Annotated in this window: 15 protein-coding genes; 1 reads left to right on the forward strand and 14 read right to left on the reverse strand. The window is 62.9% G+C overall.

What is annotated here, in order from left to right; genetic code table 11:
- Positions 1–11 precede the first annotated feature (11 nt).
- The 14 genes from rplB to HTY51_RS15630 form a co-directional block, all read right to left on the reverse strand.
- A complete protein-coding gene (gene rplB / locus HTY51_RS15565) occupies positions 12–836 on the reverse strand; it encodes a 50S ribosomal protein L2 (RefSeq protein WP_174253575.1) in 825 nt (274 codons plus the stop codon).
- A gap of 2 nt (positions 837–838) precedes the next feature.
- Complete coding sequence (gene rplW / locus HTY51_RS15570) at positions 839–1,153, reverse strand: 50S ribosomal protein L23 (protein ID WP_174253576.1); 315 nt, start codon at positions 1,151–1,153, stop codon at positions 839–841.
- A complete protein-coding gene (gene rplD / locus HTY51_RS15575) occupies positions 1,150–1,770 on the reverse strand; it encodes a 50S ribosomal protein L4 (RefSeq protein ID WP_057674143.1) in 621 nt (206 codons plus the stop codon). Before rplD ends, rplW begins: the two co-directional genes overlap by 4 nt.
- Positions 1,770–2,450 carry a 50S ribosomal protein L3 gene (gene rplC / locus HTY51_RS15580; RefSeq protein ID WP_174253577.1) on the reverse strand — a complete coding sequence of 227 codons (681 nt, stop codon included), beginning with the start codon at positions 2,448–2,450 and terminating at the stop codon, positions 1,770–1,772. The genes rplD and rplC overlap by 1 nt, the downstream gene beginning before the upstream one ends.
- A 191-nt stretch (positions 2,451–2,641) precedes the next feature.
- Positions 2,642–2,956: a 30S ribosomal protein S10 gene (gene rpsJ, locus HTY51_RS15585; RefSeq protein WP_028250951.1), complete on the reverse strand. Its 315-nt coding sequence runs from the start codon at positions 2,954–2,956 to the stop codon at positions 2,642–2,644.
- 23 nt (positions 2,957–2,979) lie between these two features.
- Entirely contained in the window at positions 2,980–4,170 is a 1,191-nt protein-coding gene (tuf, locus tag HTY51_RS15590) for an elongation factor Tu (RefSeq protein WP_174253578.1), read from the reverse strand.
- 140 nt (positions 4,171–4,310) lie between these two features.
- Positions 4,311–6,413 carry an elongation factor G gene (gene fusA / locus HTY51_RS15595; RefSeq protein WP_174253579.1) on the reverse strand — a complete coding sequence of 701 codons (2,103 nt, stop codon included), beginning with the start codon at positions 6,411–6,413 and terminating at the stop codon, positions 4,311–4,313.
- A 68-nt stretch (positions 6,414–6,481) separates the two neighbouring features.
- A complete protein-coding gene (gene rpsG / locus HTY51_RS15600) occupies positions 6,482–6,952 on the reverse strand; it encodes a 30S ribosomal protein S7 (protein ID WP_174253580.1) in 471 nt (156 codons plus the stop codon).
- A 159-nt stretch (positions 6,953–7,111) separates the two neighbouring features.
- Positions 7,112–7,489, reverse strand: a complete 378-nt coding sequence (gene rpsL / locus HTY51_RS15605) for a 30S ribosomal protein S12 (protein ID WP_057674148.1) — start codon at positions 7,487–7,489, stop codon at positions 7,112–7,114.
- Positions 7,490–7,641: 152 nt separating this feature from the next.
- The gene (locus tag HTY51_RS15610) at positions 7,642–8,817 is read right to left on the reverse strand and encodes a D-alanyl-D-alanine carboxypeptidase family protein (RefSeq protein WP_174253581.1); all 1,176 of its coding nucleotides are present in this window, start codon (positions 8,815–8,817) and stop codon (positions 7,642–7,644) included.
- Complete coding sequence (locus HTY51_RS15615; RefSeq protein ID WP_174253582.1) at positions 8,817–9,452, reverse strand: alpha/beta hydrolase; 636 nt, start codon at positions 9,450–9,452, stop codon at positions 8,817–8,819. The genes HTY51_RS15610 and HTY51_RS15615 overlap by 1 nt, the downstream gene beginning before the upstream one ends.
- Position 9,453: 1 nt before the next feature.
- On the reverse strand, positions 9,454–9,798 hold the full coding sequence (locus HTY51_RS15620) for a ferredoxin (RefSeq protein WP_174253583.1): 345 nt from the start codon (positions 9,796–9,798) through the stop codon (positions 9,454–9,456).
- The gene (locus HTY51_RS15625) at positions 9,795–10,916 is read right to left on the reverse strand and encodes a VanZ family protein (RefSeq protein ID WP_174253584.1); all 1,122 of its coding nucleotides are present in this window, start codon (positions 10,914–10,916) and stop codon (positions 9,795–9,797) included. Before HTY51_RS15625 ends, HTY51_RS15620 begins: the two co-directional genes overlap by 4 nt.
- A gap of 14 nt (positions 10,917–10,930) precedes the next feature.
- Complete coding sequence (locus HTY51_RS15630; RefSeq protein WP_174253585.1) at positions 10,931–11,359, reverse strand: CopD family protein; 429 nt, start codon at positions 11,357–11,359, stop codon at positions 10,931–10,933.
- Between the two features lie 332 nt (positions 11,360–11,691).
- Here HTY51_RS15630 and hemB point away from each other — a divergent pair, with 332 nt between their 5' ends.
- Positions 11,692–12,693, forward strand: a complete 1,002-nt coding sequence (hemB, locus tag HTY51_RS15635; protein WP_174253586.1) for a porphobilinogen synthase — start codon at positions 11,692–11,694, stop codon at positions 12,691–12,693.
- Positions 12,694–12,695 lie beyond the last annotated feature (2 nt).

The raw sequence follows: 12,695 nt of genomic DNA on the forward strand, positions 1-12,695 counted from the left end.
GTGCGTTCCCCTTACTTCTTGCGACGCGACACGATCATGACCTGCGTGCGCTTGTTGTTGCGGGTACGGTAACCCTTGGTCAGATTGCCCCACGGGTCGACTGGATGACGGCCTTCGCCGGTCTTGCCCTCGCCGCCACCGTGCGGGTGGTCAACCGGGTTCATCACCACACCGCGAACGGTCGGGCGAATACCCATCCAGCGCTTGACACCGGCCTTGCCGAGCTGGCGCAGGCTGTGTTCTTCGTTGGCCACCTGGCCAATCGTCGCGCGGCACTCGATGTGGATCTTGCGAACTTCACCCGAGCGCATGCGCACCTGGGCGTAGGTTCCTTCACGCGCCAGCAGCGTGGCAGAAGCGCCGGCGGAACGAACCACCTGGGCACCCTTGCCAGCCTGCAGCTCGATGCAGTGAATGATCGAGCCCACCGGGATGTTGCGGATCGGCAGGGTGTTGCCCACACGGATCGGCGCCTCGGCACCGTTCACGATGGTTGCGCCCACTTCCAGACCACGCGGCGCAATGATGTAGCGACGCTCGCCGTCGGCATAACACACCAGAGCGATGTGGGCCGAACGGTTCGGGTCGTACTCGATGCGCTCGACCTTGGCGGGGATGCCGTCCTTGTTGCGCTTGAAGTCGACCACACGGTAGTGGTGCTTGTGACCACCGCCCTTGTGACGGGTGGTGATATGGCCGTTGTTGTTGCGGCCGGCCTGCTGGAACTGGGGTTCGAGCAGGGGAGCGTAGGCCTCACCCTTGTACAGGTGGTCACGCGAGATCTTCACCACGCCACGACGGCCCGGCGAAGTCGGTTTCATTTTGATGACAGCCATGATTACGCAGCCTCCCCAGAGAGGTTCAGCTCTTGACCCGGCTTCAGCGTCACATAGGCCTTGCGAACGTTGTCGCGGCGGCCGACGGACTTGCCATAGCGCTTGGTCTTGCCTTTGGTATTGACCACAGACACGCCCTTGACCTCGACCTTGAACATCAGTTCAACGGCGGCCTTGATTTCAGGCTTGGTCGCGTCCTGCAGCACCTTGAACGTCACTGCATTGCTCTTCTCGGCAACCATGGTGGCCTTCTCGGACACGATGGGGGCCACGAGCACCTGCATCAGACGACCTTCTTCAAACTTGGCGGTGCTCATGCGAACATCTCCTTGAGTTGGTCCATGGCGGCCTTGGTGACCAGCACCTTGCGGTAGTGCACCAGCGACAGCGGATCGGCGTAACGCGGCTCGACCACCAGGACGTTGGTCAGGTTGCGCGAGGCCAGGTACAGGTTCTCGTCGACCTGGTCGGCAATCACCAGCACGGAGTCCAGCTTCATGGCCTTGAACTTGTCAGCCAGCTGCTTGGTCTTGGGCGAATCCACCTTGAGGGACTCGACCACGGCCAGGCGGCCTTCGCGGGCCAGCTGCGAGAAGATCGAAGCCATACCGGCGCGGTACATCTTCTTGTTGATCTTCTGGGTGAAGTTCTCGTCAGGCATGTTCGGGAAGATGCGACCACCGCCACGCCACAGCGGGGAGGAAGTCATACCGGCGCGAGCGCGGCCGGTGCCCTTCTGCTTGAACGGCTTCTTGGTCGAGTGCTTGACCTGTTCGCGGTCCTTCTGGGCACGGGTGCCCTGGCGGGCGTTGGCCTGGAAGGCCACCACGATCTGGTGCACCAGCGCTTCGTTGTATTCACGACCGAACACGGTATCAGGGGCTTCCATCTTGGAGGCGGCCTGGCCCTGGTCGTTCAGGAGTTCGATCTGCATCAGTTCGCTCCCTTCGCGTTCTTGGCTTTGACCTTGACGGCCGGGCTGACGGTCACGAAACCGCCGGCGGAACCGGGGATCGCGCCCTTGATCAGCAGCAGCTGACGGGCTTCGTCGATGCGGATGACGTCCAGGTTCTGGATCGTCTTGGTCTGGTCGCCCATGTGGCCCGTCATGCGCTTGCCCGGAAACACGCGGCCCGGATCCTGCGCCATCGAGATGGAGCCCGGAACGTTGTGCGAGCGGCTGTTACCGTGCGAGGCACGCTGCGAGCTGAAGTTGTGACGCTTGATCGTGCCGGCAAAGCCCTTGCCGATCGAAGTGCCCTGCACGTCGACCTTCTGGCCCACGGCGAACACGTCGCTCACGGGCACAGCGGCGCCGGCCTGGTACTTGGCGGCGGTGTCGGCTTCGACACGGAATTCCTGGATGATTTCACCAGCCTCAACCCCTGCCTTGGCAAGGTGGCCAGCTTCCGGCTTGGTCACGCGCGAAGCTTTGCGCGAGCCAAAGGTCACCTGGAGGGCGACATAGCCGTCGTTGTCCTGGGTTTTGATCTGGGTCACTCGGTTGTTGGACACATCCACCACCGTGACAGGCACTGCATCGCCGTCATCAGTGAACAGACGCATCATGCCCACCTTGCGCCCCAGCAACCCCAATCGATTGCTCAGACTCATTTTTTCTCCTTTGCTTTCACCGCCACGACTTCAATTGGTCGTGGACGTTGGAATGTGAAAGAGGGTTAATAAAACTCGGTCGAAATTCGACAGAGCCTGACAGTATAGCCGGGTTTGCCATTTCTGGCAAACCCGGCTATTTCCGTCGGTTTTGGGGCCCCGGCCTTTCGACCTGGAACCCCGAACTCGCCTTACTGCAGCTTGATTTCGACGTCCACGCCAGCCGGCAGGTCGAGCTTCATCAGGGCGTCGACCGTCTTGTCGGTCGGGTCCACGATGTCCATCAGACGCTGGTGGGTGCGGATTTCGAACTGGTCACGGCTGGTCTTGTTGACGTGCGGTGAACGCAGGATGTCGAAACGCTTCATGCGCGTCGGCAGGGGCACGGGGCCCTTGACGATGGCGCCGGTTCGCTTGGCCGTGTCCACGATCTCGGCAGCCGACTGGTCGATCAGCTTGTAGTCAAACGCCTTGAGGCGGATGCGGATTTTCTGTTTGGTAGCCATGGTAATTCCTTGTTGCTAGCGAATTACGCCAGGATCTTGGCCACCACACCGGCGCCCACGGTCTTGCCGCCTTCGCGGATGGCGAAGCGCAGGCCTTCTTCCATGGCGATGGGGGCGATCAGCTTGACGGTGATCGACACGTTGTCACCCGGCATGACCATTTCCTTGCCCTCGGGCAGCTCGATGGCACCGGTCACGTCCGTGGTACGGAAGTAGAACTGCGGGCGGTAGTTGTTGAAGAAGGGGGTGTGGCGGCCGCCTTCGTCCTTGCTCAGCACGTACACCTCACCGGTGAAGTGGGTGTGGGGCTTGATGGAGCCGGGCTTGCACAGCACCTGGCCGCGCTCGACTTCTTCACGCTTGGTGCCGCGCAGCAGGATACCGACGTTGTCGCCAGCCTGGCCCTGGTCCAGCAGCTTGCGGAACATTTCCACGCCGGTGCAGGTGGTCTTCTGGGTGACCTTGATGCCGACGATTTCGATTTCTTCGCCGACCTTGACGATACCGCGCTCGATACGGCCGGTCACCACGGTGCCACGACCGGAGATGGAGAACACGTCTTCCACGGGCATCAGGAAGGCGCCGTCCACGGCACGCTCAGGGGTGGGGATGTAGCTGTCCAGGGCGTCGGCCAGCTTCATGATGGCGCCTTCGCCCAGCTCGCCCTTGTCGCCTTCCAGGGCCAGCTTGGCCGAGCCCTTGACGATGGGGGTGTCGTCGCCGGGGAAGTCGTACTTGGAGAGGAGTTCACGCACTTCCATCTCGACCAGCTCCAGCAGCTCGGCGTCGTCGACCATGTCGCACTTGTTCAGGAAGACGATGATGTAGGGCACGCCGACCTGACGAGCCAGCAGGATGTGCTCGCGGGTCTGGGGCATGGGGCCGTCAGCGGCAGAAACCACCAGGATGGCGCCGTCCATCTGGGCGGCACCGGTGATCATGTTCTTGACGTAGTCGGCGTGGCCGGGGCAGTCCACGTGGGCGTAGTGACGGTTCTTGGTCTCGTACTCGACGTGGGCGGTATTGATCGTAATGCCGCGGGCCTTCTCTTCAGGAGCCGCATCGATCTGGTCGTAGGCCTTGGCCTGGCCACCGAACTTGGAGGCCAGCACGGTGGTGATGGCCGCCGTCAGCGTGGTCTTGCCGTGGTCCACGTGACCGATGGTGCCCACGTTGACGTGCGGCTTGGTCCGCTCAAATTTCTCTTTTGCCATTTTTCAAATCTCCAAAGAGCATTCCCGTGTATTGGTTTTACGTCTGCATCCGGTTGCTGGTTCGCCCCGCACGGGAACAGGGCGGCACCGGATCGCAGACAACAAAAAAAGCATCCCCGCTCGCGCAGGGATGCGGATCCTTACTTGGCGCGTGCCGCCACGATGGCCTCGGACACGTTGCGCGGAGCTTCGCTGTAGTGCTTGAACTCCATCGTGTACGTGGCGCGGCCTTGCGTTGCGGAACGGAGCGTGGTCGAGTAGCCGAACATTTCGGACAGGGGCACCTCGGCCTTGATGGCCTTACCGCCACCGACCATGTCTTCCATGCCCTGCACCATGCCGCGACGCGAGGACAGGTCGCCCATCACGGTACCGGCGTAGTCCTCAGGCGTCTCGACTTCCACGGCCATCATGGGCTCGAGGATGACGGGGTTGGCCTTGCGGCAGCCTTCCTTGAAGCCGAAGATGGCGGCCATCTTGAAGGCGTTTTCGTTCGAGTCCACGTCATGGTAGGAACCGAAGGTCAGGGTGACCTTGACGTCCACCACCGGGAAACCGGCCAGCACGCCGGAGTTGATGGCTTCGATCACGCCCTTCTCGACGGCCGGGATAAATTCACGCGGAACCACGCCGCCCTTGATGGCGTCGACGAACTCAAAGCCCTTGCCTGCCTCGTTCGGCTCGACCGTGAACACCACGTGACCGTACTGGCCCTTGCCGCCGGACTGTCGCACGAACTTGCCTTCGACTTCGGTGACCTTCTTGCGGATGGTTTCGCGATAGGCCACCTGCGGCTTGCCCACGTTGGCTTCCACACCGAACTCGCGCTTCATGCGGTCCACGATGATTTCGAGGTGCAACTCGCCCATGCCGGCGATGATGGTCTGGCCGGACTCTTCGTCGGTCTTGACGCGGAAGGAAGGATCTTCTGCAGCCAGTCGCTGCAGGGCGATGCCCATCTTTTCCTGGTCGGCCTTGGTCTTGGGCTCGACAGCCTGCGCAATCACGGGCTCGGGGAACACCATGCGCTCCAGGGTCAGGATGGCCGCCGGATCGCACAGGGTTTCGCCGGTGGTCACGTCCTTGAGGCCCACGCAGGCAGCGATGTCGCCGGCGCGGATTTCTTCAACTTCCTCGCGGTTGTTGGCATGCATCTGCACGATACGGCCGATACGCTCTTTCTTGCCCTTGATCGGGTTGTAGACGGTGTCGCCCTTGGTGAGCACGCCGGAGTAGACGCGCACGAAGGTCAGCTGGCCGACGAAGGGGTCGGTCATCAGCTTGAACGCCAGCGCGGAGAATTTCTCGCTGTCGTCGGCCTTGCGGGACGTTTCCTTCTCGTTCTCGTCCATGCCGCCGACCGGGGGAATGTCCACCGGCGAGGGCAGGAAGTCGATCACGGCGTCCAGCATGCGCTGCACACCCTTGTTCTTGAAGGCGGTACCACACAGCATGGGCTGGATCTCGGCACCGATCGTGCGGGTGCGGATGCCCAGCTTGATCTCGGCTTCGCTCAGATCGCCCTCTTCCAGGTACTTGTTCATCAGCTCTTCGCTGGCTTCAGCGGCGGCCTCGACCATGCCTTCGCGCCACTTCTTGGCAGACTCCACCAGATCGGCGGGAATCTCCTTGTATTCGAACTTCATGCCCTGGGAAGCTTCATCCCAGATGATGGCCTTCATCTTGATCAGATCGACCACGCCAGTGAAGTTTTCCTCGGCACCGATCGGGATCACGATCGGCACGGGATTGGCCTTCAGACGCAGGCGCATCTGGTCATAGACCTTGAAGAAGTTGGCACCGGTACGGTCCATCTTGTTCACAAAGGCCAGACGCGGCACCTTGTACTTGTTGGCCTGGCGCCAGACCGTTTCCGACTGCGGCTGCACGCCACCCACGGCGCAATAGACCATGCAAGCGCCGTCCAGCACGCGCATGGAACGCTCCACCTCGATGGTGAAGTCCACGTGGCCGGGGGTGTCGATGATGTTGAAGCGGTGCTCCGGGTAGGACATTTCCATGCCCTTCCAGAAGCAGGTGGTGGCGGCGGACGTGATCGTGATGCCACGCTCCTGCTCCTGCTCCATCCAGTCCATGGTGGCGGCACCATCGTGCACTTCACCAATCTTGTGGTTCACGCCGGTATAAAAGAGAATGCGCTCGGTCGTGGTGGTCTTGCCGGCGTCGATGTGAGCGGAAATACCGATATTGCGATAGCGCTCAATGGGCGTTTTGCGTGCCATGATGATCTTTCGTTAACGGGTCAGGCCCGCTTTTGGCGGGCCTGCACACCAGGGAAAACTGATGACGCTTAGAAGCGGAAGTGGCTGAAGGCCTTGTTGGCTTCGGCCATGCGGTGCACTTCATCGCGGCGCTTCATTGCACCGCCACGGCCTTCGGTGGCCTCGATGATCTCGTTGGCCAGGCGCAGGGCCATGGACTTCTCGCCACGCTTGCGGGCGGCCTCCTTGATCCAGCGCATGGACAGGGCCAGACGACGGACCGGACGCACTTCGACGGGGACCTGGTAGTTGGCGCCGCCGACACGGCGGGACTTCACCTCGACCATCGGCTTGACATTGTTGATGGCGATCGTGAACAGCTCCAGCGCATCCTTGCCGGTTTTCTGTCCAATGGTTTCGAGGGCACCGTAAATGATGCGCTCGGCAACCGCCTTCTTGCCGCCTTCCATGATCACGTTCATGAACTTGGAGAGCTCGACATTGCCGAATTTCGGATCCGGCAGGATTTCACGTTTAGGGACTTCGCGACGACGTGGCATATTTCACCTCAATTGCTTCAGTTGGCATCTTTTCAGACACCGCGAGAGCCATACAGGACTCTCACTTACTCGACCCACCCGGACAATTCCGAGCTTCGGGTCACTCCGTTCAAACCGTCGGCCAGACGACTCGAACACCGGAAAATCAGGACTCGAGAATCAAGCCTTCTTGGGGCGCTTGGCGCCGTACTTGGAACGCGACTGCTTGCGGTCTTTCACGCCTTGCAGGTCGAGCGAGCCACGCACGATGTGGTAACGCACACCCGGCAGGTCCTTGACACGACCGCCACGAACCAGCACCACGCTGTGTTCCTGCAGGTTGTGGCCTTCACCGCCGATGTAGGAAATGACTTCGAAGCCGTTGGTCAAGCGCACCTTGGCGACCTTACGCAAAGCGGAATTCGGCTTCTTGGGCGTCGTGGTGTACACACGGGTGCACACGCCTCGGCGCTGCGGAGAGTTCTGCATGGCAGGGCTCTTCGACTTGATGGTCTCGACCTCACGGCCTTGACGCACTAGCTGGTTAATGGTTGGCATTTAAAAACGTCCCTCAACGTTTGATAAAAACGAAAACGTGAAACCCTTCGGAAATTCCGAAAAGCCTTCGAGTGTATCAGGTCAGCCCCAGCCCCGCAACGACTCTCTCGCCATGCCGCCCGTGACCGAGGCCCGGGCAGGGGACATTCGGCTTACTGGATCCAGAGCCTGAAGGCATCCCAGGCGCGACCGATCAGGCCCGCCTCCTCCACTGATTCCAGCGCAATCAATGGGATATTTGAAAGCGTGTGCTCACCTATTTTTACTTTCAAAGTGCCGCTGATCTGCCCTTTTTTGAGCGGGGCGATCAGGGGATCGGGGCGCACGGCCTCGGTCTGCAGGCGACCGGCCTGTCCGGCCGGCACCGTCACCACCACGGCCTGCGGGCGTCCCAGGCGAACCTGGGCGGACTGTCCTTTCCAGACCGCCGGGGTCAGAACCGGCTGGTTGGCCTCGAACAATTTGACCGCCTCGAAAGCGGCATAACCCCAGTTCAGCAGCTTCTGCGCCTCGCTGGCGCGGGCGTTTTCACTGTCGGCTCCGAGCACCACGGCCAGCAGGCGCCGGGCGCCGGGCGCGCCAGCCGGCCCCAGACGGGGAAACTCGCGTTGTGCCGTCGCTATGAGGCAATAACCGGCCGTCTCGGTATGACCGGTCTTGAGTCCGTCCACCGAGGGATCGCGAAACAGCAGCAGGTTGCGGTTGCTGTCATTCGCTGGCGGTGTCCCCTCGTAGTGGTACTTGCGGATGGCATGCAGGTGGGCCCGCTCCGGGAAGTCGCGCAGCAAACGCGAAGCCAGGACCGCCAGATCGCGCGCCGTGCTCTGCTGTCCCGGCTGGGGCAGGCCCGTCGGGTTGACAAAACGGGTCGACTGCATGCCCAGAGCCCGGGCCTGTTCGTTCATGAGCTGGACAAACCGCTCTTCGCTGCCCGCCACGCCTTCGGCCAGCACCATGGCGGCATCGTTGCCGGATTGCACCAGCAAGCCCTTGAGCAGGTCCTCCACCGGCACCCTCATCCGGGTGTCGATGAACATGCGCGAGCCGGGTTGACGCCAGGCGCGCTCGCTGACCGACAGGCTCTGCTTCAGCCCCAGCCGCTCCAGGCGCAGGGCATCGAAGACCAGGTACGCCGTCATCAGCTTGCTCAGGGAAGCGGGCTGGACCGGGCTGTCCGCCTCGCGTGCGGCCAGGACTTGGTCACTGCTCAGGTCCAGCAGCAGGTAGGAGCGTGCCGCGATTTCGGGGGGCTGGGGAGCCGTCTGGGCCGAGACGGCACTCATCGTCAGGCCCACCAGCGCAGCCAGCCAGCAAAACAGCTTTTTCATCAGGTACTGGAAGTAAGGTGGCGTACCACCAGGCTCTTGAGCAGGGGCAGTTGCCCGTGAAAGAAATGGCTGCCGCCAGGCACCACCGTTACCGGCAACACCTGGGGACGAGCCCAGTCCATCACGGCCGCCAGCGGCACGGTGTCGTCGTGCTCGCCGTGGATCACCAGGGTACGCTCGTGCAGGTCCGGGGGCACCTGGGCCACCTGGAAACGACTGGCGGCGGCGCCGACCAGCACCAGCTTGTCGATCTGGCGCGCCGGCCAGAGTGCTGACAAGGTCTGGCTCATGACGAAGGAGCCGAAGGAAAAACCAGCCAGTGCCAGCGGACCCGAGGGAGCACACTGCTGCACCAGCGCCAGAAAGTCCTGCGCCTCGCCCCGGCCCTCGTCATGCACCCCCTCGCTGGCGCCGACCCCGCGAAAATTGAAGCGCACGGCCTGCCAGCCGCATTGCACAAAAGCGCGCGCCAGCGTCTGCACCACCTTGTTGTCCATGGTGCCGCCGAACAGCGGATGAGGGTGGGCGATGACGGCGACCCCCTTCGGGGGCGCATCATCCGCCGGGGCGTCGCGCAGGGCTTCGATGCGGCCCACCGGGCCGACCAGCGTCAATCTCTCGGTCTGGGCATTCACGTCAGCGCCCCAGATGGGGGGGCGTCAGCAGGCGCTCGACCACCTGGCCCTTCTTGAGGTGCGATTCGACGATCTCGTCGATGTCGCTCACGTCCACATAGGAATACCAGACCGCCTCAGGGTAGACCACGGCCACCGGTCCGCCTGCGCAACGGTCCAGACAACCGGCGCGGTTCACGCGCACTTTCCCCGGGCCGGCCAGTCCCGCCGCCTTGACCAGGGACTTGCAGCGCTCGAAGGCCGCCTCTGCCTGGTGGTTGGCACAGCAGGACTCGCCGGCAGGGCGCTGGTTGAGACAGAAAAAGACGTGGCGTTCGTAATAAGAGGGTACGGTGTCGGTGCTCATTCCCGGATTTTAGGTGCAGCCCTGTCCAGGCTGCTCAGGCCCCAGACGCGGACCAGCACATACAGCAGTACGGCGTAGGGCCAGAGCCAACCCAGCCACTGGGCCAGACCATGGAAACGGATGAAACGCCCCTGCTCCCAGATCTGCAGGTTATGGGCAAAGTAGGGACTGGCCGGCGCCTGGTTGATCAGGACCAGGTACAAGCCCAGCACCAGCAGCAGCAAGGCGGCGCACACACGCGCCGGCACGCGCAAGAGCAGCAGGGCCAGCGCGACCGCCAGCACCAGGCCGGCCTGGACCGGCTGGCTGAACCAGGCCCAGGCGTGCACCGGCCCATAACTCAGCGTGGCCGACAGCAGCGTGGCGCCCATGGCCGCCAGCAGAACCGCCAGCACAAAACCTGCGCGCCGGCCCAGGGACGGTATGACACTGAAACCCAGCAGGCAGGGAATCAGGGCCCCCAGCAACACGCAGGCCATTTCCGCGCCGGGCACCAGGGGCTGCAATTCCACGGCCCGCAGCGGCAACCACTCCAGAAAGGGCGTGTCCAGCAGCAGTTCAGCCAGCCCCGCTTCCACACGCTCGAACACCTGGCCCAGACCCAGCGGCACCGCCGCAGGGAACAGCAGGGCAAAGGGCCACAGCGCCAGCAGCACCAGGGCGCCGCGCGACTCGGGCACGAACCAGCGGCCGCGAAAACGGATCCAGCGGTCGATGGCCCCCAGCTTTTCCAGCAGGGTGGACGTCACTGCCCCCAGCCAGGCACCGCCCAGGTTGAGCAGAAAGTCGATGTTGGAGGGAACCCGCGACGACAGATAACCCTGCAGGGTCTCCATCAGCAGGGACAGGGCGCCTCCTGCCACGGTGGCCAGCAGTACGGCACGGCTGCCCTGGCCGGTGCGCAGCGCACCCAGGGCCAGCAAGAAACCCAGAGGGGCATACCCCAGCACATTGGACAGCAGATCGAAGGCCGTCCAGTAGTGCGGCCACGGCGCAACGAGAAACCCCCAGGGCAAGGGCCCCTGGTCACGCCAGTCGGCAAAGGGATACAAGCTGGCATAGACCACCAGCCCCACATAGACCAGACTCAGGGGCCAGGCGGATGTCTTGTGCGGCATGGCGCCCCGTGGGCTCAGAAAGGCTTGACCACCACCAGCACGACGGCCACCAGCAAGAGCAGCACGGGTGCTTCGTTGAACCAGCGGTACCAGACATGGCTGCGCCGGTTGTCACGGCGCTGGAATCTCTTGAGCAAAACGCTGCAGGCATGGTGGTAACCCAGCACCAGCACGACCACGGCCAGCTTGGCATGCAGCCAGCCATTGCCCGGGCCGCGCCCAATGCCGTAACCCAGCCAGAGCCAGAAGCCGAAGGCCAGAGCCGGTACGGCCAGGATCGTGGTGAACCGCATCAGCTTGCCCGCCATCAGCAGCAGGCGCTCCCGCTCGGCCACCGAATCGGCCGGCACCATGGCCAGGTTCACGAAAATGCGCGGCAGGTAAAACAGACCGGCAAACCAGCTGGCGACGAAAACGATGTGAAGTGATTTGACCCAGAGCATGCGCTGAGTTTAGACCGAGACTTAGTGACGGGGGCACAAGCCGCACAGCGGCTTGCGTCGAAGGCTAACTTGGCCCGCAGGGGCAAGTTAAGCGCAACGGCCGAAACAAAAAAAACCCCGGCCATAAGCCGGGGTTGCAAGCCTTTTTTGCTGTCACACATCAAGGCCCCGCTCAGGGAGGAAAAGCGGGGGGTGGCGAACCACCCAGAGCCGAATCTAACAAAAACGTATCCGGAATGCAAGCCGGGACCACGGAATCCAGCGGGAACGGACATTTTTGGCACTTTTGCATACCCATCCCGGCCACAACGGAATCGGGCACAATTTTCCCCATGACACCTTATGCCCCCTACCCCATGGGCCGGCCCCGCCGGCTGCGCCGCGACGAGTTCACCCGCAAGCTGGTACGCGAGCACGCACTCAGCGTCAACGACCTGATTTATCCTGTATTCGTCCTCGACGGGCAGAACCGGCGTGAGACCGTGGCCTCCATGCCTGGTGTCGAGCGTCTGAGCCTGGACCTGCTGCTGCCCGTGGCCGAGGAATGCGTCAAGCTGGGCATCCCGGCCATGGCCCTGTTCCCGGTGATCGACAGCCGGCTCAAAAGCCTGGACGGCAAGGAAGCCCATAACCCCGAGGGCCTGGTGCCGCGCGTGGTGCGCGGCCTGAAGGAGCGCTTTCCCGAGCTGGGCATCATGACCGATGTGGCGCTGGATCCCTACACCAGCCACGGCCAGGACGGCGTGCTTGACGCCAGCGGCTACATCCTGAACGACGAGACGGTGGAGATCCTGGAGCGGCAGGCCCTGACCCAGGCCCAGGCCGGCGTGGACATCGTGGCACCCAGCGACATGATGGACGGGCGCATCGGCGCCATCCGCAGCATCCTGGAAGCCAACCGCCTGGTGCACACGCGCATCATGGCCTACAGCGCCAAGTACGCCAGCGCCTTCTACGGTCCTTTCCGGGACGCAGTGGGCTCGGCGGCCAATCTGGGCAAAAGTGACAAGAAGGTCTACCAGATGGATCCGGGCAACACCGACGAAGCCCTGCGCGAGGTGGCCCTGGACATCGCCGAAGGCGCCGACATGGTGATGGTCAAGCCCGGCATGCCCTACCTGGACGTGGTGCGCCGCGTGAAGGACGAGTTCCGCGTGCCCACCTTCGCCTACCAGGTCTCGGGGGAGTACGCCATGCTCAAGGCCGCCGCGCAGAACGGCTGGCTCGATCACGACGCCGTCATGATGGAAAGTCTGCTGGGCTTCAAGCGCGCCGGTGCCGATGGCGTGCTGACCTACTTCGCCATTGCGGCAGCGCGGCTGCTGCAGAAATAGGC

Origin of the sequence: Rhodoferax sp. BAB1, from assembly GCF_013334205.1 — a bacterium.
Lineage (GTDB): Bacteria > Pseudomonadota > Gammaproteobacteria > Burkholderiales > Burkholderiaceae_C > Hylemonella.